Genomic DNA, 24,468 nt, shown 5'->3' on the forward strand with positions numbered 1-24,468 from the left:
ATGCCTGCCTGGCGAGAATGGCTTCTGGGGAATCGCGGGCGCGGCAAGCGCAACACCGCGCTGGCCGTCGTGGCCGGCGACATGTGGGAGCGGGCGGGACGACGCGCTCCGCCCACCCTGCCGGCCATCGCCGAGATCGAGTCCACTGCCCTCGAGGTCTACGCCGCCCATGGCCTGCCGACGCAGCACGGCCACTATCAGCGCGCGCCGGGCGCCCTCGAATGGACCTGGCTGGCTGAAGAGCTCCCTGCCGACATCCGCTGGGCCATGGTGCTCGAACGACCGCCGGAACACGGCTGGCGCTACGCCACGCTCGAAGACATCGGCCGCTTCCCCGGGGCGTCGGCCGAGCTTCTGGCGGCGGCGAATCTGCTCAGCGAATGCCGCCACCTGAAGGACCGGCTGTCCGGGCGCGAGCCGGGCGAGCCGGGCGAGGACATCCAGACCGCGATCCGGCTGGGCTTCGAATGGCATGCGCTCAAGGACGCCATGGCGTGGAAGGAGAAGGCGCGGCTGAAGCTGACCACCCCGTCCGACGCCCTGCCCGCCCCAGAACCGCAGCCCGAGCCCGAGCCCGAGCCGGCTGCTGATCCGACGCCGACGCCCGCGCCTGAACGCCAGGCCGAGCTGGATCTGGGAACGGCCGTGGCTCCGGCCAGGCCCGCGCGCAAGCCCCGGGCGCCGCGCAAGAAACAGCCCGCCCGGCGGACCGAAGCGGGCTGAGAGGCGATCTGGCCGTGCTGGCTCCCGGAGAAGCCTAGCCGATCAGCGCCTTCCGGCGCTGGAGCTGGAGAGCGGCGCCGCCGGCCAGCAAGGTCCCCAGGAGGATCATCGCCCATTCCGACAGGGTGGGGACGGGCTGGACCACAGCCACGCTGTCCAGAACGACGTTGTCGATCTGCTGACCCACGACACCGGCGTTGTGCACCGTCCGGAACGCCACGCGAATGGTCTGCCCCGCATAGGCGTTCAGATTGTAAGGCCCCTTGGCGTTCATGGCCTCGGCGCCCTGGGTGCCGTCGCGCGTGTAGAGCGTCTGCAGAAGCGCGCCGGTGTTCGACCGGATTTCGAGCGAGGAGAAATGGTTCGTGCCTCCGGGGATGCTGGAAACCCCCATCGACACGGTCAGGGTGTTCGCCGTCGCCGCGGGCAGGGTCACCGTCTGGTAGAGATAGCAGTCCGACGGCCCGCCGGCGCTGGCGACGGCGGCGTTGGCCGTCGCTCCGGCGACCCCGGCGGTCGACGTCCACGTGCAGCTTGCGAAAGACGCCCCGTCGATCGTCCAGCCGGCGGTGTTGGTCGTGAAGCCACCGTTGGTGACGAGGTTTGCAGCCTGCGCAGCGGCGGGCGAGCACACGATAAGGGCCGCTGCCGCGGCAGAGGCGAGAAACTTCGGACTCATGGTACTCCCCTTTGAAGCCGGACCAGTACCAGCCGGATCGAAGATCGTCACGAATAATCTAGCATTTTCAAAGGCCTGTACGCTAGCCGACACAGCTCGCGTTTCGGGGGAAATCTCCTCTAGGCCGCCGCGCGACCGTCGGCCATGGCCCCGGCCAGCAGCTCCATAGACCGCACCCGAGCGCCGTGGTCCCAGATCTGGCTGGTGATCATCAGCTCGTCGGCGCCGGTCCTCTCCACGAAGCCGTCGATCGCCGCCCGAACGGTCGCGGGCGACCCCACGGCCGAACAGGACAGGGCCTGGGCGATCATGGCCCGTTCGCCTTCGCTCAGGGATTCGGCATAGCCGGCCTTCGGCGGCGGCAGCTTGCCGGGACGGCCGGTGCGCAGGTTCACGAACGCCTGCTGCACCGAGGAGAAGAGCAGCCGCGCCGCCTCGTCGGTCTCGGCCGCGAAGACGTTGTAGCCCAGCATCAGATACGGCCTGTCCAGCCGCGCCGAGGGCCGGAAGGTCTCGCGGTAGATGCGGATCGCGGACATCATCTCCGACGGCGCGAAATGGCTGGCGAAGGCGTAGGGCAGGCCCAGATGGGCCGCCAGCTGGGCGCCGTAGGTCGACGAGCCCAGGATCCAGACCGGAATGTCCTGGCCCTCGCCGGGATTGGCCCGGATGCGCTGGCCGTCCTGCGCCGGCTCGAACCAGTGCATGAGCTCCATCACGTCCTGCGGGAAGCCGTCGACGTCGCCATGGAGCGTCCGGCGCAGGGCATGGGCCGTGGCCTGATCCGACCCGGGCGCGCGGCCGAGCCCCAGATCGATGCGGCCGGGATAGAGGGCGTTCAGGGTGCCGAACTGTTCGGCGATCACCAGAGGCGCGTGGTTGGGCAGCATGACCCCTCCGGCGCCGACGCGGATCGTCTTCGTCGCCCCCGCCACGGCCCCGATCACCACCGAGGTCGCCGCCGAGGCAATGCCGGCCATGTTGTGATGTTCGGCCAGCCAGTAGCGATTGTAGCCCAGCCGCTCGGCGTGCCGGGCCAGGTCGATGGTGTTGGCCAGGGCCCGGGAAACGTCGGAGCCCTCGGGCACCGGGGCGAGATCGAGAACAGAGAGTGTTGCCATCCCCGCCATATGGGGTCGGGTTCTGCGGGCGCTACTTCTTTGGGCGCTATCGCTCGCGGCGCGGCCGCTCGCTGCTTGAGCGCGTTGTCCGGGCGCTATCGCTCGCGGCGCGGCCGCTCGCTGCTTGAGCGCGTTGTCCGTTTCGTCCGGTTCGTCATGACGAGAGGCGCGTGACGAAAACGTGACGAAACGGACGAAACCCGAGCCCCTGCCCGCAGTCTCCGCGAGCCGTGGGGAACAGTTTACATCAGCCCGGAATCAAGGCGCGTTCGAGGCTGGAAATGAGCCTCAAACCCAGACCCGGCCGTGTTTCGGACCGTCGAATTGATTTTTATCTTCGACGCTTTCCGGATGTTTCGAGATCAGGCGGCGTTGGCCGCCTTGCCGGCCTTGGCCTTCTCGGCCGCCTCATAGGCCTTCATGCCCTCGACGATCAGTTCGGCGGCTTCGCCGGCGTCGCCCCAGCGCTTCACGCGCACCGACTTGTTCTTCTCCAGATCCTTGTAGCGGGTGAAGAAGTGCTCGATCTGCTCGACCATGATGGTCGGCAGCTGCCGGTAGGAGGCGATGTCGGTGTAGTAGGGGTGCAGGGCGTCGACCGGCACGGCCAGGATCTTGTCGTCGCCGCCGGCCTCGTCTTCCATCATCAGCACGCCGATGGGGCGCGAGCGGATGACGCAGCCCGGAACCACCGGCGTCGGGTTCAGCACGATCACGTCGCAGGGATCGCCGTCGTCCGCCAGGGTGTGCGGCACGAAGCCGTAGTTGCCCGGGTAGTACATGGCCGTGTGCAGGAAGCGGTCGACGAACAGGGCGCCGGACGCCTTGTCCATTTCGTATTTGACCGGCAGGCCCCCTTGCGGGATCTCGATGATCACGTTCAGGTCCCAGGGCGGGTTCGGACCGACGGGAATGGCGTCGATGTTCATGGGCGGCTCGGTTTTGTGCGTCTGCGAAGGGAGGCGGGCGTGATAAGCCTCTGGACGGCCAACGGCAAGCGGAACGGCCGCGACGACATCTGACGCGCAAGGGAGTTCAGCTGGAATGACCGCGATCGACTGGCTGGGTCTGGCCCTCTTCTTCCTGTGCTGGCTGGGTTACGACCCGCTTCTGAGGCTGCTGGCGCACCGCAGCGGCTCTCTCAACACCGACATGCTGACCGTTCGTCACGCCTGGATGACGGCGATGACCCATCGGGAGATCAGGCTGCTGGACAGCCAGCTTCTGGGCCATTCCATCAACTCGGGCTCCTTCTTCGCCTCGTCCAACCTGCTGCTGATCGCGGGGGTCGCGGGGATCCTGTTCGGCGGCGACCAAGCGCTGCAGGGTTTCTCCGCCGTCGGGGCCGAGGTGGTTCCCGTGCCGCTGCTCGAGGCCAAGCTGGGTCTGGTGCTCGTGTGCCTCGCGCGCGGCCTGCTCGATTTCATCTGGTCGATCCGTCAGATGAACTATGCGCTCGCCCTGATCGGGGCGGCGCCCGAGATCCATTCCGAATCCGACAAGGTCGCGTTCGGCGAGGCGACGGCCCAGGTCCTCAACCCCGCCCTGGCTGCCTTCAGTCAGGGCGTGCGGGGCTACTATTTCGCATTGGCCGCCGCGGCCTGGCTGTTCGGGCCGGTCTGGCTGTGTGCGGGGGTTCTGTCCGCCTTCACCCTGCTGGTGTGGCGCCAGTCGGCGTCCCCCGCCGCCCGCGCGATCCGGACCGCCAGACGCCTTCTGGAGGTCGATCGCGAGCGCGGAGCTTGACCATTTCGCAACGCAGCATTTGCTCCGAAAGCGGATGGCGCACGAAACGTGTTCTGAAAGCGCCTGAAGCGTGGCAAGCCCGCTGCTTCTAACGTAACAGAGCGTGATCGTTGATCATAAAAGCCCGCTTGACGCGTTGTGCACCGCAACCTAGATTGATCTTCGACGCCTCCGGGCGTCTTGCCCTTCCTGGGCGTTTCCTCCCTATAGACTTTAATGCCGCGCCTTCGGGCGCGGCTTTTTTTCGCTCCGAAGCTCGCTTCAGCGCGGCCAGGTTTCCGTCGCCAGGGCCGCGACGACCCGGTCCAGCGCCCTGGCGAACCGCCCATGGTCCGCAGACGGCTCCAGCGTGGTCTCGTCCAGATAGAGCGCCCGGTTCAGTTCGACCTGCACCGCCTGGAAGCCTTCGTCCGGCCGCCCCCAGCGCTCCGTCGAATAGCCGCCCGCATAGGGGACGTTCAGCCCGACCCGCCAGCCTTCGGCCTCGAACAGGGTGCGGACCCGCCGCATGGTAGCCCCGCGACAGGCGGACCCGTGTCGGTCCCCCAGCACCACATCGACGCCTCTCCGGTTCCGACCGGTCACGCCCGCCGCCCGGGACGGCATGGAGTGCCAGTCGATCAGCAGGGCGACGCCGTGGCGGCCCCGCGCGGCCTGCATCAGATCGCCGAGCGCATCGTGATACGGCGCATGCACCCGCTCAAGGCGGGCCAGCACCTCGGTCCGGGTCAGTTTCCGATCGTACAGGGTGCTCCCGTCCCCGGCCCGGCGCGGGATGACGCCGAACCCGGCCGAGACCCTGGCCGTGGGAGACGCCTCGATCTCTCCGTCCACAAGAGCGGGATCCAGTTCGGTCGGCGCGCGATTCAGATCGACATAGGCCCGCGACACCTGGCCGGCGATGACCGGAACGCCTCGCGACGGCCCGCCCGCGATCAGGACGTCGACGCCGACGTCTTCGGCGCTGCGCAGCGTCGACAGGGTCAGGCCGGCGACCTCCCCCATGTCTGCGGGCCGTTCCCGGCCGGAGTGCGGGGAGGCGAACACCATTGCGCCCGCCTCCGCCGTCGCCGGGGTTACGACGAAGGCGGTCCGGGAACCGGAAGCAGGCGTGCTGGCGTCGAGGGGCGGCGTCATCGTTCCCGCATAGGGCCTGATCCGGAAAAGTGCGACGCGGATTTTCCACGCGGTCCGCGAGGTTTTCCACAGAGGTGTCGACGGACCGAACAATCCTCCAACGGGAATTTCATGGCCGGTTTACCGTTACCGGATTAGCCTCATCGCTCTGAACGGGGGACGACCACGCATGGCGCGCATTCTGCTGGCCGAAGACGACGCATCGCTGCGAGGCTTTCTGACCCGCGCGCTCGAACGGGCGGGCCATCAGGTCATCGACTGCGAGAACGGCGACGACGCGATCGACGCCCTCGAACATGGCCCCTACGATCTGCTGCTGACGGACATCGTCATGCCCGGCGCCGACGGGATCGAGGTGGCGCGCGTCGCCGCCGCCCGGCAGCCCGGGCTGCGCATCATGTTCATCACAGGCTTCGCGGCCGTGGCGCTCAGCGCCGCACAGGCCAGCCCCCAGGCCAAGGTCCTGTCCAAGCCCGTCCACCTGCGGGACCTGGTCAGCGAAGTCGAAAAAATGTGCGCCGCGGCCTGATTTCAGCGGGGGCGCTATCGCTCACGACGCGATCGTTCGCTGCCTGAACGCGATCCGAGTCTTTTCGGGCCATGCCCCAATATCACCCCGGTTTCGCCCTTGCGGCCGTCGCACGGGCTGGGTATAGACCCCTCCTTCCCGTTCCGGACCCGTTCGGAACCGTCTTGGCGGATGCGTAGCTCAGCGGGAGAGCACCTCGTTGACATCGAGGGGGTCACAGGTTCAATCCCTGTCGCGTCCACCATTCTCTCCTCATCGCAAACGACCGCCCCGCGGGCCACAGCCGCGGTTCCGACCGTCGATGCAGACGTCAGCCTTGAGGATTTTGCCGGCTAGATCCCGGTCAGCATCGATCGGATGCTGCAAAGCGCCTTCACGTCGCGACCATCGCTTCGCCCACCCGCCGAGACGTCCGGGATGATGACATCGAGCATGGCCACCGCCTCGTCGGGCGTGTGCGGCTTGTGATCCAGAATTATGCGTTCCAGACGTTCCAGCGTTCGGTACGTTCCATCGTCTTCGCTGGCGGCCGCCAGCTGTAGTTCGGTTGCGGCTTGCGCGAAGTTTGCCTGGCCCATGACTCCACCTTTCTGACGAAGCTCAGAGCGCTCATCCGGGCCGAACGGCCCGCCTCCTGGCCCAGGCTTCACACCACCCACGGTTGGCGTGTTCGCTGCCGTTGTCCAGCCTCCATGAAACAGAATGTAACAGCTCCTCGCCACGGGCAGACGGGTAGCGCCGGCTGTCGGCTGATCGTTTTACGCCCAATCCACACGCAATGGGTGAGTTCCGGCCGGCCTGCGAACCGGGCCGAAAGTGGATATTCATCTTTTGGCGAACATTTGGGCGCTTATTTCCCTTTATGGTTGTAGTCACCCATCAGTTTGTGGCCAGGAAGCGTCGAGAGGGCTCCGCCGCCATCGAGTTCGCGCTCGTGGGCCCGCTGCTCATCATGATGCTGGTCGGGATGGTGGTTTACGGGGGCTGGATGTGGCTCGCGCAGAGCGTGCAGACGCTGGCGACCGAGAGCGCCCGGGCTGCGGTCGGCGGCCTGAATTCAGCGGAACGGGTCAACCTGGCCAAGGCCTTCGTCGCTGCGGAAGCGGAGAACGGCGCGGGGCTGGCGCGCGACCATCTGACCGTCTTCGTGGACAGCGACGAGGCTGCGATCCGGGTCCGTATCCGCTTCGACGCCCGTGACCACCCGATCATGATGATGTCCGGGCTCCTGCCTTCGCCGCCCGCGGTCATCGAGCGGACGGCCATCGTGCGGACCGGCGGGTATTGAGATGCAACGGCGCCCCTTTGCCGCGGATGAGCGAGGCGGGGTCGCGATCATGGCGGCCGCCGCAGGCGGCCTGTTCTGCGTCCTCGCCGCCATCGTGGTCGATATGGGATCCATCGCACTGGACGGGCGCACGCTTCAGGGCGCGGCGGATCTGGCCGCCCTGTCCGCCGTCCGCGACCTGGATCGCGCCCAGCTGGCCGCGAGGACGACGGCCGAAGCGAATGTCGGGGTCGTCACGACCAAGGTCGTGACGGGCCTCTATGTCGCGGACCCCAAAGTCGCACCCCAGCAACGGTTCGTTCCCGCAACGGCCAGCCCCAACGCCGCCCGGGTGACGCTGTCGCAGGCCTCGCCCCTGTTCTTCGGTCGCTGGATTCTCGGCAAGGACTCCATTCTGCTGACACGGACGGCGACGGCGGCGACGGAAGTCGACCCTCCCCGCGCCATGTTCTCCATCGGATCGCGGCTGGCGTCGCTGGACAGCGGTATCGCCAACGCCCTGCTGGGCGGACTGACGCGGTCGACCGTCTCGCTCAGCGTCATGGACTACAACAGGCTGGCCGGTTCCCGGGTCAATCTGCTGGGCTTCGCGGACGCCCTGGCCACGGATCTCGGCATCGAGGCCGGAAACTACGACGCCTTGCTGGCGCGCGAGGTGGATGCGGGCCGGGCGCTGCGAGTGCTGAGAGATCTGGCCGGGGATCAGGCGGATTCGACCCTGTCAAAGCTCACGGGCGCCGCCACGAACGTCACCTTCAAGGTTGGCGACCTGATCGGCGCCGAGGCGAACGCAGGCGACGGCCTGGCCTCGGGACTGGACGCCTCCGTCTCGGTCATGGATCTGGTCATGGCCATGCTGGAGACGGGGGGTGATCGCCAGGTCGCGCTGACTCTAGGCCCCAATGTCGGCATCGCCGCGCTCGACGTCTCGCTGGCCATCGGCGAACGCCCGAACAAGTCGCCGTGGCTGACGGTGACCGGGACGGGGTCGCCGATCGTTCGAACCGCGCAGTCGCGGCTTTATATCAAGGCCCGTACCGCCCAGAAGCTGTCTGGTCTGGCCCAGGTCAATCTGCCGGTCCTGGTCGAGCTCGCCTCGTCCGAGGCCCGGCTCAACGACATCGACTGCGATCCCGACAGCGTCGAACTCGGCGTCCGCCCCGGCCTGGCCTCGGCGAAGATCGGCGAGATCGACGAGAGCAGGCTGGGCGATTTCAAACAGGCCCTCGCGCCCACGCCCGCCACCCTGATGTCCGTGCTCGGCGTCGTCCGGCTGACGGGCAAGGCTGATGTCGAGATCGCAGACACCGGCTTCCGCGCCGTCCGCTTCAGCGGCGCCGACATCGCCGAGCAGAAGATCAAGACCGTGACCTCCGGCAGCCTCAGCGCCGGCCTGATCACCACCGCGATTCAGCGACTGGACGTCACCGTCCAGGCCTTGGGTCTCGGGATCGGCCTCGGCGGCCTCGTTCAGGCCCTGGGTGTGTTGCTGACGCCCCTGGGTCCGGTCTTGGACGCAGCGATCAATCCGCTGCTCGACATGCTCGGCCTGAAGCTCGGTCAGGCGGATGTCCGGGTCCACGGTCTGTCCTGCCCCACCGCGGAAGAGACGCGGCCCGTTCTGGTCGGCTGACCTTGAGGCCGGTCGGGAACCGGTCGATACAGCGACGCATGACCGACACGCCCGCCGCCGACATGACATATGCCCGCTATCTGGACCTGGACCGGCTGCTGGCCGCCCAGAGCCCGATGAGCGACGAGCACGACGAGATGCTGTTCGTCGTCATTCACCAGACGAAGGAGCTGTGGCTCAAACAGATCCTGCATGAGGTGGCGCTGGCCCAGTCGCTGGTCCGCGCCGGCGATCTGGTCCCGGCCTACAAGAGCCTGGCGCGCGTCAGCCGCATCCAGTCGGTGATGACCCAGAGCTGGGACATTCTGGCCACCATGACGCCGGCCGACTACCTGCGTTTTCGCGGCGTGCTGGGGGCCAGCTCCGGCTTCCAGAGCGACCAGTTCCGCCGGTTCGAAACCATGCTCGGGCTCAAGGACGCGAAATTTCTGTCCTTCCAGCTCGACCGGCCCGAAGCCCACGCCGCCCTCGCCGAAGCGCTGGCCGCCCCCAGCCTCTACGACGACGCCCTGGCCCAGATGGCCAAGGCCGGCCTGCCGGTCCCGGCCGAGGTCCTGAACCGCGACGTCAGCCAGCCTTGGCAGCCGTCCGAGGCCGTCGAGGCGGCCTGGCTGGAGGTCTATCGCGACACCGAGCGCTGGTGGCCCTTCTATCAGCTCGCCGAGAAACTGGTCGATCTGGACGACGCCCTGCTGACCTGGCGCCACAAGCATGTGGTGACGGTGGAGCGGATCATCGGCCGCCGTCGCGGCACGGGCGGCACCGACGGCGTCGGCTATCTGTCCTCGACGCTGGAACGACGCTGTTTCCCCGAGCTCTGGTCGCTTCGAACGAAGCTGTGATGCCGAAAGTGAACTGGACGGCGAAGACGGCCGCCCGCTATCACGGGGGCTGACACCGGTTTCCGCCCCTGCGAGTTCGCATGACCCACCCGCTCCGTCTGCACCCCGACCGTCTGTTGCCCGCCGATCCCGCGACCCGGGACGTGGCGCGGCGCCTGTATGCCGAAATCAAGGATTTGCCGATCGTCAGCCCGCATGGCCACACCGATCCGTCCTGGTTCGCCGGGAACCAGAACTGGGCCAATCCGGCGGAGCTGCTGATCACGCCGGACCACTATGTCTTCCGCATGCTGTTCAGCCAGGGCGTGGCGCTGGAAGACCTCGGCGTCCCGCGCGCCGACGGCGGTCCGGTGGAGACCGATCCCCGCAAGATCTGGCGTCTGTTCGCCGAGCGCTACCACCTGTTCCGGGGCACGCCGTCTCGCATATGGCACGACTGGGTCTATTCGGAAGTCTTCGGCATCGACGTCCGGCTGACGGCCGAGACCGCCGACCACTACTACGACATCATCGATGCGGCCCTGAAGACCGACGCCTTCAAGCCGCGCGCCCTGTTCGAGCGCTACAACATCGAGGTCATCGCCACGACCGAGAGCCCGCTCGATCCGCTCGAGCACCACGCCGCCATCAAGGCCTCCGGCTGGTCGGGCAAGGTGGTCACCGCCTATCGCCCGGACCCGGTGCTGGACCCCGACTACGAAGGTTTCCACGACAACCTCGTCCAGTTCGGCGCGATCACCGGCGAGGACGTCTCGACCTGGGACGGCTACCTCGCCGCCCACCGCAAGCGCCGCGCCTATTTCGCCAGCTACGGCGCGACCTCGACCGACCACGGCCACCCGACCGCCTTCACCGCCAACCTGGATCAGGCGGACGCCGCCGCCCTCTATCAGAAGGTCGCGACCGGCCCGGTCTCCGCGAAGGAGGCCGAACTGTTCCGGGGTCAGATGCTGACCGAGATGGCGCGCATGAGCCTCGCCGACGGCCTGACCATGCAGATCCATCCGGGCTCGTTCCGCAACCACAACGCGGTGGTCTTCCAGAGATTCGGCCGCGACAAGGGCGCCGACATCCCGACCCGAACCAACTACGTCGCCGACCTGAAGCCCCTGCTCGACGCCTTCGGCTCAGAGCCCTCCCTGACCATCATCCTCTTCACCCTGGACGAGACCAGCTACAGCCGCGAACTCGCCCCGCTGGCGGGCCACTATCCGGCGCTGAAACTGGGCCCGCCCTGGTGGTTCCACGACAGCCCGGAAGGCATGCGCCGCTTCCGCGAGCAGGCGACGGAGACGGCGGGCTTCTACAACACCGTCGGTTTCAACGACGACACCCGCGCCTTCCTGTCGATCCCGGCCCGTCACGATGTGGCCCGGCGCATGGACTGCGGCTGGCTGGCCAGGCTGGTCGTCGAGCACCGGATGGAAGAGGACGAGGCCCACGAACTGGCCCGCGCCCTGACCTATGATCTGGTCAAGGCGGCCTACAGGCTGTGAGCCGCCTCTCGAACGCTGCGCTCGCCGGCCTCCCGACCGAAGTCGAACGCCCCGGCTACGACCGCGCGGCGGTCAGGACGGGCGTGGTCCACCTCGGCATCGGCGCCTTCCACCGGGCGCATCAGGCGGTGGTGTTCGACGACGCCCTGCGTTCGGGCGACCTGCGCTGGGGCGTGCTCGGCGTGTCGCTGCGGTCGCCCGGCGTGCGCGATCAGCTGAACCCTCAGGACGGGCTCTACAGCCTCGTCGTCCGCGACGGCGTCGACGACCGCACCCGCATCATCGGCGCGGTCCAGGGCGTCCTCGTCGCCCCGGAAGACCCCGCCGCCGTGGTCGCCGCCATGGCCTCGCCCGACGTCCACCTCGTCACGCTCACGGTGACCGAGAAGGGCTACCGGCTGGACCCCGCCTCGGGCGGCCTGCTGACCGCAGACCCCGACGTCGCCGCAGACCTCGCGGACCTGTCGGCCCCCCGCACCGCACCGGGCTTCCTCGTCGCGGCGCTGGCCGAACGGCGACGCGCCGGCGTGGCGCCCTTCACCGTCGTCTCCTGCGACAACCTCCCGCACAACGGCGCGCGTGTGCGTTCGGCCGTGCTGGCGATGGCGCAGGTCCACGATCCCGCCCTGGCCGAATGGATCGAGACCGAGGGCGCCTTCCCCCAGACCATGGTCGACCGCATCGTCCCCGCCACGACGCCTGAGGACATCGACACCCGGGCCGCTCTTCTCGGCGCCCGAGACGAAGGCATGGTCAAGACCGAACCCTTCACCCAGTGGGTCATCGAGAACCGGTTCGCCGGCCCCCGCCCGGACTTCGCCGCGCTTGGCGTCCAGCTCACCGCCGAGGTCGCCCCCTGGGAGGACGCCAAGCTGCGCCTGCTGAACGGCGCCCATTCCTCCATCGCCTATCTGGGCGGGATCGCCGGCCACGCCTTCGTGCACGAGGTGGTCGCGATCCCGGCCTTCAGGACCTTCGTAGAACGCCTGTGGGACGAGGCCGGAACCACGCTGAACCCGCCCCCCGGTCTCGACATCCCCGCCTACCGCCGCGACCTCATGGCCCGGTTCAGCAATCCGTCGCTGCAACACCGCACCCGACAGATCGCCATGGACGGTTCCCAGAAGCTGCCCCAGCGCCTGCTCGCCACCATCGCCGCCCGTCTCGACGCCGATCAGCCCATCGACGCCCTGGCCCTCGGCGTCGCCGGCTGGATCAAATGGCAGGAGGGGGTCACCGAGACCGGCGAGCGGTTCACGGTCGACGACCCCATGGCCGCGACCCTCGCCACGGCCTTGGCGGGCGCCGACACGGCCGAAGACAGCGTCCGCGCCGTCTCCAGCCTGACCGAAATCATCTCACCCCGTCTGGGGAACGATGAGCGGTTCATACAGGCCGTCGCCCGTCATCTTGACGGCATCGAGAGCCGAGGCGTCGAGACCTGGCTCGGCCACCAGGCCTGACGGGCGCATTCGCCTGAGGAATTAACCGTATGGCGGAGAGCTCCTCGGAGACTTAAGCCTGAGGTTGGGAGACTATGTGATGGACCGGGCGCTTTCGCCGATGCAGCTGGAATGCCTTCGAAGGGCCGCAAGCCCGGACAAGGAGATCGCCCGCGCGCTCGGCATCTCGCCAGACACCGTCAGCAATCACATCCGTGAGGCCATGCGGCGACTCGGGGCGACGGACCGTCGTGACGCGATGGGTCGCCTGGCGGTTCATCCGCTATACGGCGCAATCGACATACCCGGGGTGGTGATCGTCACGCCTCCTGCGACGGCGACAGACGCTCCGTCGCCGCCTGAACCGATCCTTCGACGTCCTCGACTCTTCGGCCACGATCTCCCGCCGCTACCGGGAACCCTGGGCCGAATGCGTTGGGTGGTGCTGACCTTCCTCGCCCTCGTCGGCGCGGCCTTGCTCGGAATCGCCCTGGTCAACGCACTCGTGGACCTCGGCAATCGACTGGCGCCGCCCGGAGCGATCTGACGCATCTTTGCAGATCGCCTTCAGGGGACGAACACATGACGAACAAGCACGAAGCCGGCATCCAGATTGCGCGCCAGCTGCGCACCACCGAACACGCGGTCGACAGCGCCCTCGCCGAGATGTTTCGTCTCGGCGCGCAGATGATCGAAGGTCGCAAGACCGCCAGGCTCTCCGCCGCCGTCGGCCAGGACAGCCTCAACGAGATCGTCGGCGGTCTGTCGGCCCTGAACTCGGCGCGCATGGCCACGATCGCCGCGCATGGCGGCCTGCTCGACGTCGCCCAGGATCACGGCGTGGTCTGGCGTATGGATGGCACGACCGAGAGCAAGCCGGTTCCAACCGGAAAGCCGACCGGCTTCCTGACCGTCGCGGCATAGGGAGCGACGGCTTGCAGGGTTTCGTCTTCGCGCCCTTCAATGTGTTCTCCGCCGTCGCCCTGCTTTTGCTGGCGGTCAGCGGAGGCCGTGTCGAACGCTACGGCGCCATCCTGTTCGCCGCGGTCCTCCTGCTCACGCCCCTGATCACCTCTTATACGATCGGAGGCTTCCGCTGGGCCGTCGCCGCGTCATCGGTCGTCCTGTTCGGCATTCTTCTGACCATGTCGCTCAGGGCGGATCGCTGGTGGCTGATCTTCGCCGCCGGCTGCCAGTTGATGGCGCTGTCCACCCATTTGTTGGCCCTGCTGCGGATCGACAGTCTGCAGTGGACCATGGTCTCCATTCGATGGTTTTCCTGGCTGTTCATGATGGCCATCGCCCTGTTCGGGGCATGGGAAGGACGCGCGCTCACCCGACTCGCTCGTGAACGCAACACACCCGCCTGAGCGTCCGGTCTCTCGACCTCAAACCGCGCGCGGCGGGCGTCGCCCTCCCCCTGCGCCGTCTCCGAAAGCTTCCAGACACATGACGCGTTTTCCGAAATCGAACGCCGACCCGTTCGCCGCTCTGTTCGCAGAGGCGCTTTCGCACCTCGGGCCTGTCGAGATGCGGATCCTTCATCTCACGCTAAGCCGCGTCGCAGGTCTGCAGCGCTCCGGGCGCGGCGCTGAAGCAGATGCTCTCTTGCTGGGTCTTCTGCGTATCGTCCGGGACGACCAGGCTCCGTTCGAAACATCGCTGGAACCGCCGCGCCTCGCCATCTGAGCCCAGGGCAACAAGGGCGATCTGGTTGAGGCGGCCTCTGACGATCTTGCCGCGACGCGGCATTTGGTCGAGATCAAACGCGTCGCATCCCGCCTATCGCCCCGCCGGCAGCACCCGGCCCTCGAACCGATCAGAGCCATGGCGGCCCCACGGTGGTTCGACGAGGAACAACTCGAAGGCTCCGACGCAGCCTCGGCCGATGGCCATGGATTTTCTTGATCGGGAAGAAGTGGCGCGCCCGTAACGAACCGGGGTTTGGCCGTCAGATTCGTAGTCTGATGCGGTTGCCCGAACACGGCCGTCGCATGGTGGTCCAGCATGACCGACCAGAGCGCGACCGAGCGGTTCTGATGGACTCTCGCTCTCTGCTTGGTTCGCACCACCAGTAGCCCGTGGAGGGTCGGTCCGACGGTTTTCGATGCACCTGTGGCAGCGTCCAACGCATGTCCGACACGCGCAACTCGAATGGCCGGGTGAAACACCGCTCAAACCCTTCAGGCTGAACGAACCGCGTTCAAAAATGTCGCACATAAATATATAGGTGACAGACGCGGCCGAACTAAAGCCTTTCTGATCAGAATCTTATGAAAAATACTGGCGTTCGTCCGCGCCCAGGCATCCGGCGCCCGCACCCTCTCCGGGCAGACCATTGCGTCTGTTCTTGGAGAAGTAAGATGATCAGCCCCATCAATGTCACTTCCTATCCCGGTGTCGACCCCACGGGCGCGGCGGACAGCACCGTCGCAATCCAGGCCTGCTTTACAAGCAACCCAGGACGAGAGGTCTTCTTTCCGGCCGGGGTGTACGCGATCTCCGGCCCCATCACGGTCAGCGGCGGTATCGTCGGCGAGGGGCCATCGTCCACAACCATTCAGGTCAATGGCGGCGGCTACGACGCCATCACCCTCAATGCTGACTGCTCCTACTGCGACAATATCGGGTTTACGAGCCCCACATATCGCCCGTCCGGCGTCACTGTGAAATTCGCGAACTCACGCAGGTTCCAGAAGCTCACCCGATTCAGTATGTCCAACCAGTTTATGCCGATCCAGAACGGCGTTGGTACTGTCGTCACAGAGATCAGTTCAGGCGAGATTCTGAACACGACGCCTGGCGCAAACAACGCGGTGATCGACATTGTCGGCGGGAACGACACATTCATCAACAAGGTCTTGGCGGACAATCCTTTGGGCAGCGAGCCGTCGTGGGGCATCCGCATCAACCAGTCGAATGCCGTCTGGATGACGGACAACGACATGATCCACTGCGGCAACGGCCTGGGCATCGTTCCGAACGGCCCCTCGGGCGAGGTCACGTTCATTTTCGGCATCAACAATGCCTTCGACAGCTCAGCGAGCGGCACCGGCGTCTACATCCGCCCGACCAACGGAGCCAAGGTCAAAGGCGTCCAACTTATCGGCAACTGGAGCGCCACCAACGTCGTCGGCTGTTCGATCTCAACGGACAGGACGTCGAACACGCTTGTGGATGGCGTCCAATTTTCCAGCTCGCGATTCCTCAACAACAAGCTGGAAGGCGTGATCCTCGACTGCGGCTCTCAGGGCAAGAATATCGATTTCGACGACTGTTCAATTCTCAGCAATAGTCGGGACCCGGTGGGAAGCCATGCGGGTTTCCTTGCCTCAACGGACTCCCAAAGCTTCCGGATCCGGGGCGGCCGCTCTGGCGCGGGTTATGGCTTCGGGCCGCGGCACTCTTACGGAGTCATCATCGCCGGCAACTGCTCGGACTACGAAGTCAATGGGGTCGACCTCAGAGGAAATATCACTGGCGGCCTGCAAAACCTGTCTCCCCAGACCGAGAATGGGCGCATTCGGGACAACGTCGGTTACGTCACCCCGTGGACCACGACCAATCCGATCCCAGTTGCCTTGTCTGGTTCGTTTGTGAGCGCCGCTGCCGTCGTAAATTATCGTCGGACCAGTGAAGGTCTGGTTCACTACTCCGGCCAGGTTAGTGTCCCCGCAGGCGGTATGGGAACCGCGACCGGCGCGATCACGGTTGCTATGCCCTTCGCCTCGGCGGACAACCATGTCGCCGCCGCCCGAAACATCGACGCGACCGGCCAAGCCGGCGTTGCCACGATGTATGCGGGCGCTCCGACGCTTTACTTGACCCGCTACGACAATGGTACGCTCGTGACCGGACCCGGTACCGTCGCGTTCTCCGGCACTTACCGAGTAGCGTAAGCGACGCTGCACGGCGGCTCCGCTCTCATTTCGAGCGCGGGGCCGCCATCACCGCTGGCGGGATCCTTGCCCTCCTGAGTCTCATCCTGGCTGTATCGCTTTGGGCAATGATGGGCTCGCCAGCTAAAGTCAGAAACGGAGCCCGCAGCCGTTGTGAGGCTGCGATTTGCCCCGGCCGGACTGCCGATAACCACCCTACGCACAGTGCCCCAGTCCAGGAGGACAAGCCATGCTGATCGCCACCGCTTTCCTGCGCGTCTTGCGGGCCGCGCCGAACGAACGTCCCGCCTCCACGTCGACCACCTCCCGAGCGTGCCGAGCCGCAGTCGAAAGCATGGCTCATGAAAGCCTGCCTCGCAGCTGAAGTGGAATGGAGCCCACGGGCTATCGACGCGGCCGTGGCCTGGACCGGTATCAACGCCGAGTCGCAAGCCATGTGGCGGCGGCTGGCCGAGCACGACTGCCAAGGTGAGGCCGATGTGGCTGAAAGCGCCAACCCTGCCGACATGAAGGCGCGACGCCTGCCTGATCGAGATGCAAGCTGAGCGCGTCAGCTACGGTCGGGAAGTCATTGGCGGCATAGTTGGTTTCTCACGAACTGCCGCGTCGTCAGCGTTTCAGACAGCCGCAGAGACGCGATGTCCGAGCTCAGCGAGTCCCAGACGGCCTAAAAGGCAGTTCTCCGTTGTCGGGATACCCGCGTTTGGCTTATCAACGTGCGAGGGTATGTCGGGGGACAAGCATATGGCGAAAAAGACTCAGCGGGACGAGACGCTCCAGACGGTGAGCGAACGCTTGGCCGAGTTCGTCATCGAAGCCGCCCAGCAGCGGGTGGAATCAGAACCCAAAGGTCCGTTGGGTCTCGCGATGAGCGCCTCGATTGAGCGGGCCGTAAAGAACGCCGTAGACGAACGGCTCGACCGTTTTCAAGAGGCCCAAAGCCAGGAAGTCGCCGACGCGATCATCAAGAAGCTGCACGCACAGGGGGAGCGCGAGAAGGGAAATCTTTTGGCCCGCCACTGGCCGATCGCCGTCGCCGCTGCCGTCGCCCTGCTGCTCGGGCTCGCGGGCGGCGTCCTGATCGGAGTGTTCCTTTCGGACCCCGCCGGGCCGGAGGCCGTGGCTCCCACGGGCTCGACCAGTTCCACAGTGATCGCCGAGTCCGCTGCGATCCCGACGCCGACGGACGAGGCGGAGGTGCCAGCTGGCCCACCCACGCAGCAACAACCCGCCGGGCCCGGCGACCGATGACGTCACGATCGTCCGACCTGCACACCGTCGAGCTGACCACGGCCGTCATCGGTCCGAGGTCGCGCGGTCGTGACTACAGCATCCTACGCAGGGCCGGACCGGCGCTATCGGACGATGCCTCCGCCGCCTTGGCCGACATCGCCATGGTCCTCACCGGGTGGGCGCTGACGCGAGCCAGACGCCCGATCGCCTTCATGTTTCCCGTGACACCCCAGCAGGACGCGTTCGCCGTCCTGCGGGCCGCCTATCAGGGCGAGGGCGCACTGGGGCCGATGGCGTTCGCCAATGTCGTCATCGCCCCGGCCGCCGTCCTCGCCCAGATCGGCTGGGCCTCGCATCGGCTGCTGAAGGCCATTCCCTCTGCGGGCGACGACACCTTCGCGCAGTCGGCGTTCAGCCTGGATCTCGATGACCTGACCATGGAGCCGCCGGCTCCGACCACGCCGCCCGATGCGGCTTGGAAGGATCAGGCGATCGAAGCCGATATCGCCGAGCCCGAAGAGGCTCTGGGCTGGGTCATGGATGCGATCCAGCCGGCTGAGCAAAGGGCGCGGATTTCAGGGTGGACAACCACAGCCAACCTGATGCGGGTCGGTCGCTTGGACCCCGCCAAAGCTTTCCGGCTGGTCTTTCACACGGCGGACCAATCGACCGCCATGTTCGATGCCACGCATCAGCGCGTGTCGCTACGCGATGCCGTGGAGCCGCCTGCGCCACCCCCGCTGGCCTGGCGCGTCTGGAGTCTGCTGAACCGGCAGGCGTCCGAAGTGGACGGCGGGAGTCCGTTACGCAAAGTCGAGTGGCTTCGGCAGATGATCCAGGGCGAGCCGAGCGCGGTGGCGGCTCAGGTTGTTCTTCTGGCAGGGGTGGGCGCCAAACCCAGCCAGCAGGTGCAACTGCTGGTCGCGGCGGCCGAAACGGCCGACCAGGCGGAGGCCGAGACCGCTGACGCCGTGCTGAAAGGTGTGGGCGAAGCCCTGTCGCGTCTGTTCGACAACGTCGGCGGTTCAAAGGCCGGCGCCTACTATGTCCAAGGCCTTCTGGACGCCCTGCCGGCCACAACTCTGGACCGGATCGATACCGTCTCCGCGCTGGCGGCGATCCCCGAGGTCAGCGAAGCCCTCGGCGTATCGGCGTTGAACGCGGACAACCAGGTTCTGATCGACCACTGGGCCCAGGCCATCTCCGGCCGGCCGGAGGATCTGCTTCATCTCGCGCCAGCGGTCGCCGCCCGCGCCCTGGCCTCGGTAGTGCGGCCACCCGACCTGGACGCCGCGTCCTATGCCCTGGCCACGCGCCTGTGCTGCGCCTTGGCGTGGCAGACGCCCGATGAACCCGTGTTGAGAACGGCGCTGGACAGGCTGCTGAAGGAAGCGCCGTCGGAGCGGGATCTCGACCTCGCCCAACCATCCTTCGTCGATGCGACGGCCGACGATGATGACCTGTTCTGTCGTCTGCTCAACCGCACCGTCAACTCGAAATGGGCGACGCCGGCCGACCTCAGGCGCGACGGCGATCTGTGTCTGCGCGTCGTGTCCATGGCCCTGCGCGCACGCGAAATCGGCAGACTGGCGGCATGACCCGATGTCCCGACTGCGGCAACCCTCGACCGAGCGAGTCCGAACCCTGTGACGTGTGCCCGATCATGAACGAATCCGCCCGAGCCGCAGGCGTGTCCGCCGGACGGATCGCCGAACCCGTGGGTGCCATGCCGATGACAACGGCGGACATCCTGTCGATCGATACCGCGCCCAGCGACGCGGAGGCAGCACATCCAGCCGCCGCCGCCCTGCCTCAGCAGCCGGAGAAGGACGATGTCCGAACGAAATCTCCCGTCGAACCCGCCAGTGCCGCCGGACAGGAGGAGATCACCCCTCAGAACCTTGATCGGCTCCGCAAACAGGGGGTCTTCATCATCGTTCTGCTGGGGTTCGCGACGGCCGGAAAGACGTTCTTCCTCAATCGATTGAAGGAGCAGCTTTCAGCGGTGGAGGGCTACAACTGCAACGATCGACCGAGGGCCCGTCAGGATGAAGAGGTGGCCAACACATTCACCTTCACCGACCACCGCTTTCACAGGGCCATGTTGGGCGACCGCGAGCTGCCCGCCGATTTCGTCATCATCGACATTCCGGGAGAGCGTTTCCGGCAAGCCGTAGAGAACAACTTTCTCCGCTCCGACGACGCCCTGCTTCGACATGTGATGCTGGCGGCCGGTGCCTTCGTCACCTTGCTTCCCGCCGACCAACTGCTCCTCGGAGCCGCAGCCGCGAAGTATCGCCACAAGAACCCCGCGACGGTCGTCGCTGCGGACATTGAAGCGATGACGGACGACGCCATCGAAGCCCGCATCAAGGTGCTTGAACCCCTGCTCAAGGCTGCCGCCAAGAAGGTTCGCGAGAAACAGCAGGCGGCGAACCCGGGGTCGATCAGGTCGGCTAAGACCGTCCAGGCGAACCTCAAGGCCGAGCACAAGGCGCTGTCGGACGTTCTGCTGTCCCGCCTGATCGATCAGGTTACCGGGCAGGAGCATCAACTCACAGAGTTCGCCGGCGGCATCGGCTCCATGGCACTGTTCACCTCGTTGCTGGAAAAGCTCGGCTCGCCCAAACTCCCTGACGGCTTCGATCGCTATGCCTTCGCCGATTACTGTGGCTCACCCGAACGGAAGCCGCCTGCCAAGCCGATGTTCGTGGTGGTATCCAAGATCGACCTGGTTCGGGGCAACACCCCCTCGCTGCGGGTCGCGATCAAGACCCTGTTCGCCGGCCAGCCCGAGGTCCAGCGCATGCTGGGCGATCTCAGCCGTCCCGGAGCCCCGCTCAACTGTCGTGACGCCCTGTCGATTATCCGGCCGGAAATCTTCAAGCATGTGACGGGCTGGTTCCACCCGGACGCGACCACCTTCCGCTACGTTTCGGCCTTCTCCGACATGCCGCCGAACCAGACCCGGATCGACTACCATCTGGAGTTCGACGGGGTCGTCGAACTGATCCGCGACCTCGGCAAGGTGCAGAACGCCGCCAAGGCTCCGGCGACGCGCCGGCCGTTCTGGGATCTGACGAGCCTGTTGAAGCCATGAGCAGCGCGTGGATCAGAGCCGCAGCGACGGCGGTCTTCCTTGTCGCCCTCTACCTCATCTGGGGCGGGACGCTCACGATCGGGCCCCAGACCGCGCGGCCGCCCGTCCACGCTCCGCCCGGGGAAAAGGATCCGCGATGGATCGAGCGCCTGGGCATGACCAACCTGGCCGCCAAGGGCGACCCGACGGCCCTGTTCGACGCGGCGCGCGAGCAGGCCACCGATCCAGACGCACTGACCAGGGACATGTGCGCGGGTCGCGACATGGATGCGGATCTTAGGTTTCGTGAAATCCGCGCGGCGCTAGTCCGGAACAACGAGGCGCTATGCGGAGGTTTCTGGGGTCGTCGCGCCCTGGCATCGCCTGCCAGCATCGAGTTGGGCATGATCCCGGGTGTCATCGTCAATCTGGCCTTGACTGTTCTTCTGTTCGTTGCGCTGGGCTGGGTCTGGCTCCGTGTTGCGGGACTTGGTCGGTCGCGCCCCAACAAGAAGGTGCTGCGCGGAGATCAGGTCGCCCCCAAGCATGCTGGCGGACGCTGAATGTTAAGCGGGCTGATTTTCATCGGCATCGCTCTGACGCTCACCGCAGCCCTGGGCCTCATCGCGCTCAACCGCTGGCGCGACGGCTCCGCCTTGACGGCGATGCTGGCGGCCCCGGTGCTTTTGATCGCCTGCCTGGCCATCGGCTGGACCGACCTTCGCTTCGGCGAGATGAGCCTGTCGCTGCGTGAGATCAGTGCCGATGTGAACCGGCTGCCCATCCGGGTCGGCGGTCACGCCGTGATCGACGACGGAGAGGCCCGCGAGCCGCTCGACGACCTGATCGTCGCCGGCATGCCGTCCGACATCGCCCGCATCCAGAGCGTTGCCGTCGAGGACAGTGGGGCGTCCGAGGTGGCCCTCGTCACCCGGCCCGACCCCTTGGCGCTGGTGTCGGTCAAGGTCGGTGATGCACAGGTGTTTCCGGATTCGATCCCTTTCGATCCCGGCTTCGGCGTCTGCATCGCGGCACCTTGCTCTCGCCAGGGCGGGGGCTGGTTCATTTTCGACGGAAAGCGCTTCCAGTCGGCCGAATGGCAAGGCGACGGCCTGGTGACCGTTGCGAACGGGGCCGCAGGTCGCACTCTGCCGGGCCGGAAAATCCTGTTTGTGACGTTTGGGCCGCGCGATCCCGGCCAGGGCATCTATCCACTTCGCGACTATCTGCCTCGGCCCACGACAGAGGGAGACGGCCTGGGCGATTGCGATATCTGGGCCTGCGCGCGGATCAGGGGCGAGATGCGGCCGTCGCACAGCTATGTCCTGCACACATCAACCGGCTGGCGGCTGGTGCTGGCCGACGTCGGCGCGCAGGCGGTGCAGCCGGGCGAGAACGGGTGGCGGGGTGTCCAACGTGACAGCGCGCCGACGCCCGTCGGCGAGGGTCTGACCTTCACCGTCTGGGAGCCACGCTTCTTCGAAATTCCGGTCAATGACGACGACAGCGCGCGCGGCCGGCTTCAGGCCAGACGTGCCGTCGCTGTGTCGCAAGCCGAAGGCATGGCCATTCTCGCCTTCAAGTCGCCGCTGGTGCAGCAGGCCGGTCACTGTCAGGGCGACGTGCTGACAGAAGCCGACAGCCGGGTAGCCGACGAGGCGGGATTCACCGAGGGCACGGCCGTCTTTCCTCTGATTTCGGGTCGTCTGGGGGCGGCGATCCGGATGCAGATTCCCCAGCCGATCGGGGGCTGCGCCGGGTTCACCTTCCGCGATTTCACCGCTGTCGCCGCCTCAACCACGGACGACCGGGTCGAAGCCGACTTCACCCTTCGACAGTATGCGCCACCCTGGACGCTGGTGTTCGTCGTGATCCTGTCCAGCGGTCTGCTCGCGACGCTGAGCCGCAGCATTCTACAGCGAGATCCGGCGGGATTCTGTATTCTTGCGGTCGTGCAGTGGTTGCTGGCGATCCGGGTTCTGATCGCCGTGGCCGGTCACGCCCTGGACCCCCGGCTCGACTGGCCCTCGGCGCTGGCGGCAGAGACCCTCGTCTATGCCGCCGTCCCTGTCGCACTCACCCTCTGGCTGCGACGCGGAATGCCCTGGACGACGGTGGACGTGTTGCTTGCCCTGACCCCTCCGGTCGCGGCGGGTGCATCGTTCCTCGCTTGGGGCAACCCAGGCAAGTTCGCCTTGGCGACGCTTGTCCTGTTCGTCGCCGCACTGGCTTGGCGTCTGGACACCGCCGTGGCCCCGGCAGTCGCGACGCCGGGACGATCTCGAAAAACCAAGACCCCCGCCCGTACGCCGCTGCGGGTCGGCCTGGTGTCGGCCGTCGAGTGGTGCAGCGGCCAGTTCGATCGCTTGTGGAAAAGCATCAGCAAGCAGGCCGATGAGCGTCTTCCGAAATGGGCGACGGCATTGGCAGCGAGGTATGGCAGAGCCGGCGTTGGGCTGCTCTTGCTGACGGGTTTCGTTCGCTTGCTTCTCTTCCTTCTGCTGCAGGTCAAGGAGCGCTTCGAATACGGCTCGTTCCGCTTCGGCGTCAGCGTGCTCTATACGCCGCTGCTGATCGTCGGCTTCTCGCGGCTGCTCTGTGCGTCCCGCGCCAGCCCGCAGAACTGGCGTCTCCCGGTCGCCTCTGCCGGACTGCTGGCGGCGGTTGTGGTCATCATTCCGGCCGGGGTGCGCGACAACGGCTACGCGATCATCATGGCGCTAATCCTGTCTGTATTTCTTGCTGTCCGGGCGTTGCGCGACCTGCCTCGGACACAGGCGGCGAAACCGGTGAGCCGGTGGCGGGCCCTTCTCGCTACCCTGTTCGCGTGGCTGCGTAGGCGCTTCAATCCAGACACAAAGACAGCGACCCGGTGGTGGACGCTGCCGGCGACCCTGCGGCTCCTGGACCAGCTCGGCCGCGCGATCGGGACGCGGCGATGGTGGGCGGCCCCGGTGGTCGTGCTGGCCATCCTGCTGGCGATCGGCCTTGGGGGCGGGGCCTGGGTCGCCCGCGACTGGAACAACAGCGTCCACGCCGTCAGTGTGGAGGAAAGCGACACCACGGCGATCGAACGCCTCAACGAACGCACCATCAACAACCAGAACTGGCTGCGTCTGTCGCTAATGTTCGCACCGGCGCTAGTCGCAGAGGCCGGCACGACCGAGGCCGAGAGCCAGCGGGAGTGGTCACTCGCGCTCAGCGATTACACGGGCACGCCGCTGGGTCGCGGCTACATGTCACCGAGCCTGCTGGGCGACCTCCGGACGGTGCAGCTGAGCGACAACCTGAGCGCCATCCACCTGATGTCTCCATTCGGACGCCTGGGCGCCGCCGCCCTGCTGATTGTCCTGCTGACGCTGCCGCTGATCTGCCAGCGATTGAGGCCGGAGGGTCGGCTGCCGGATCCGACATGGACGTCGGCGTCGATGGCGCTGTGGATCGTGTTCGGGACGGCGCTGTATATGGTGCTGGCCAACCTTCAGTTGGTGCCCTTCACCGGTCGAAACATCTATCTGCTGGCAGCGACGTCCGACAGCGATCTGCTGGAAGGCCTCGTCCTGTTCGGCATGGCGCTGGTCGGCTTCGGTCGAAGGGGGGTACGGCATGGCAAAGGATAGG

At 66.5% G+C, this 24,468-nt stretch carries 24 protein-coding genes and 1 tRNA gene; 20 read left to right on the forward strand and 5 right to left on the reverse strand.

Features of this window, described 5'->3' with window-relative positions; translation table 11 throughout:
- Window positions 1-723, forward strand: coding sequence for a hypothetical protein (locus ACQY68_RS16355; protein ID WP_428150805.1), 723 nt, complete (start codon window positions 1-3; stop codon window positions 721-723).
- Between the two features lie 34 nt (window positions 724-757).
- Here the strand turns inward: ACQY68_RS16355 and ACQY68_RS16360 are convergent, their stop codons facing one another.
- The 3 genes from ACQY68_RS16360 to ppa form a co-directional block, all read right to left on the reverse strand.
- A complete protein-coding gene (locus ACQY68_RS16360) occupies window positions 758-1,402 on the reverse strand; it encodes an IPTL-CTERM sorting domain-containing protein (RefSeq protein WP_428150806.1) in 645 nt (214 codons plus the stop codon).
- A 119-nt stretch (window positions 1,403-1,521) separates the two neighbouring features.
- A complete protein-coding gene (locus tag ACQY68_RS16365; RefSeq protein WP_428150807.1) occupies window positions 1,522-2,523 on the reverse strand; it encodes an LLM class flavin-dependent oxidoreductase in 1,002 nt (333 codons plus the stop codon).
- 362 nt (window positions 2,524-2,885) lie between these two features.
- Window positions 2,886-3,452, reverse strand: a complete 567-nt coding sequence (gene ppa / locus ACQY68_RS16370) for an inorganic diphosphatase (RefSeq protein ID WP_428150808.1) — start codon at window positions 3,450-3,452, stop codon at window positions 2,886-2,888.
- A gap of 115 nt (window positions 3,453-3,567) precedes the next feature.
- On the opposite strand from ppa, the gene ACQY68_RS16375 reads away from it, so the two are divergent.
- Window positions 3,568-4,269, forward strand: coding sequence for a DUF599 domain-containing protein (locus tag ACQY68_RS16375; RefSeq protein ID WP_428150810.1), 702 nt, complete (start codon window positions 3,568-3,570; stop codon window positions 4,267-4,269).
- A 261-nt stretch (window positions 4,270-4,530) separates the two neighbouring features.
- Here the strand turns inward: ACQY68_RS16375 and ACQY68_RS16380 are convergent, their stop codons facing one another.
- Entirely contained in the window at window positions 4,531-5,406 is an 876-nt protein-coding gene (locus tag ACQY68_RS16380; RefSeq protein WP_428150812.1) for an N-formylglutamate amidohydrolase, read from the reverse strand.
- A gap of 169 nt (window positions 5,407-5,575) precedes the next feature.
- Here ACQY68_RS16380 and cpdR point away from each other — a divergent pair, with 169 nt between their 5' ends.
- Both cpdR and ACQY68_RS16390 read left to right on the forward strand, forming a co-directional pair.
- Window positions 5,576-5,935, forward strand: a complete 360-nt coding sequence (gene cpdR, locus ACQY68_RS16385; RefSeq protein ID WP_271084958.1) for a cell cycle two-component system response regulator CpdR — start codon at window positions 5,576-5,578, stop codon at window positions 5,933-5,935.
- Window positions 5,936-6,104: 169 nt separating this feature from the next.
- Window positions 6,105-6,179 (forward strand) — tRNA-Val (locus tag ACQY68_RS16390).
- Between the two features lie 88 nt (window positions 6,180-6,267).
- Here ACQY68_RS16390 and ACQY68_RS16395 read toward each other — a convergent pair.
- Window positions 6,268-6,513 carry a hypothetical protein gene (locus tag ACQY68_RS16395; protein WP_428150814.1) on the reverse strand — a complete coding sequence of 82 codons (246 nt, stop codon included), beginning with the start codon at window positions 6,511-6,513 and terminating at the stop codon, window positions 6,268-6,270.
- 200 nt (window positions 6,514-6,713) lie between these two features.
- Between ACQY68_RS16395 and ACQY68_RS16400 the strand changes: the two genes are divergently transcribed.
- From ACQY68_RS16400 to ACQY68_RS16475, 16 genes are all read left to right on the forward strand, one after another.
- Window positions 6,714-7,223, forward strand: a complete 510-nt coding sequence (locus ACQY68_RS16400; RefSeq protein ID WP_428150816.1) for a TadE/TadG family type IV pilus assembly protein — start codon at window positions 6,714-6,716, stop codon at window positions 7,221-7,223.
- A 49-nt stretch (window positions 7,224-7,272) separates the two neighbouring features.
- On the forward strand, window positions 7,273-8,856 hold the full coding sequence (locus ACQY68_RS16405; protein WP_428150817.1) for a TadG family pilus assembly protein: 1,584 nt from the start codon (window positions 7,273-7,275) through the stop codon (window positions 8,854-8,856).
- 38 nt (window positions 8,857-8,894) lie between these two features.
- The gene (locus ACQY68_RS16410; protein ID WP_428150819.1) at window positions 8,895-9,698 is read left to right on the forward strand and encodes a tryptophan 2,3-dioxygenase; all 804 of its coding nucleotides are present in this window, start codon (window positions 8,895-8,897) and stop codon (window positions 9,696-9,698) included.
- Window positions 9,699-9,778: 80 nt separating this feature from the next.
- Window positions 9,779-11,194 carry a glucuronate isomerase gene (gene uxaC, locus ACQY68_RS16415; RefSeq protein WP_428150820.1) on the forward strand — a complete coding sequence of 472 codons (1,416 nt, stop codon included), beginning with the start codon at window positions 9,779-9,781 and terminating at the stop codon, window positions 11,192-11,194.
- Complete coding sequence (locus tag ACQY68_RS16420) at window positions 11,191-12,657, forward strand: mannitol dehydrogenase family protein (protein WP_428150821.1); 1,467 nt, start codon at window positions 11,191-11,193, stop codon at window positions 12,655-12,657. Before uxaC ends, ACQY68_RS16420 begins: the two co-directional genes overlap by 4 nt.
- A 79-nt stretch (window positions 12,658-12,736) precedes the next feature.
- On the forward strand, window positions 12,737-13,183 hold the full coding sequence (locus tag ACQY68_RS16425; protein WP_428150823.1) for a helix-turn-helix domain-containing protein: 447 nt from the start codon (window positions 12,737-12,739) through the stop codon (window positions 13,181-13,183).
- Between the two features lie 35 nt (window positions 13,184-13,218).
- Entirely contained in the window at window positions 13,219-13,560 is a 342-nt protein-coding gene (locus ACQY68_RS16430; RefSeq protein ID WP_428150825.1) for a hypothetical protein, read from the forward strand.
- Between the two features lie 11 nt (window positions 13,561-13,571).
- Entirely contained in the window at window positions 13,572-14,006 is a 435-nt protein-coding gene (locus ACQY68_RS16435; RefSeq protein ID WP_428150826.1) for a hypothetical protein, read from the forward strand.
- Window positions 14,007-14,085: 79 nt separating this feature from the next.
- Window positions 14,086-14,325, forward strand: coding sequence for a hypothetical protein (locus ACQY68_RS16440; RefSeq protein ID WP_428150828.1), 240 nt, complete (start codon window positions 14,086-14,088; stop codon window positions 14,323-14,325).
- Window positions 14,326-14,999: 674 nt separating this feature from the next.
- Complete coding sequence (locus tag ACQY68_RS16445) at window positions 15,000-16,535, forward strand: glycosyl hydrolase family 28-related protein (protein WP_428150830.1); 1,536 nt, start codon at window positions 15,000-15,002, stop codon at window positions 16,533-16,535.
- 341 nt (window positions 16,536-16,876) lie between these two features.
- Window positions 16,877-17,080 (forward strand): hypothetical protein, encoded by a 204-nt coding sequence (locus ACQY68_RS16450; RefSeq protein ID WP_428150832.1) that lies wholly within the window; start codon window positions 16,877-16,879, stop codon window positions 17,078-17,080.
- A 199-nt stretch (window positions 17,081-17,279) separates the two neighbouring features.
- Window positions 17,280-17,786 (forward strand): hypothetical protein, encoded by a 507-nt coding sequence (locus tag ACQY68_RS16455; protein WP_428150833.1) that lies wholly within the window; start codon window positions 17,280-17,282, stop codon window positions 17,784-17,786.
- Window positions 17,783-19,366, forward strand: coding sequence for a hypothetical protein (locus tag ACQY68_RS16460; protein ID WP_428150835.1), 1,584 nt, complete (start codon window positions 17,783-17,785; stop codon window positions 19,364-19,366). The genes ACQY68_RS16455 and ACQY68_RS16460 overlap by 4 nt, the downstream gene beginning before the upstream one ends.
- Window positions 19,267-20,868, forward strand: a complete 1,602-nt coding sequence (locus tag ACQY68_RS16465; RefSeq protein WP_428150837.1) for a hypothetical protein — start codon at window positions 19,267-19,269, stop codon at window positions 20,866-20,868. Before ACQY68_RS16460 ends, ACQY68_RS16465 begins: the two co-directional genes overlap by 100 nt.
- Before the next feature lie 155 nt (window positions 20,869-21,023).
- Complete coding sequence (locus ACQY68_RS16470) at window positions 21,024-21,410, forward strand: hypothetical protein (RefSeq protein WP_428150838.1); 387 nt, start codon at window positions 21,024-21,026, stop codon at window positions 21,408-21,410.
- Window positions 21,411-24,467: a hypothetical protein gene (locus tag ACQY68_RS16475; RefSeq protein ID WP_428150840.1), complete on the forward strand. Its 3,057-nt coding sequence runs from the start codon at window positions 21,411-21,413 to the stop codon at window positions 24,465-24,467.
- Window position 24,468 lies beyond the last annotated feature (1 nt).

Origin of the sequence: Brevundimonas sp., from assembly GCF_965278935.1 — a bacterium.
GTDB lineage: Bacteria > Pseudomonadota > Alphaproteobacteria > Caulobacterales > Caulobacteraceae > Brevundimonas.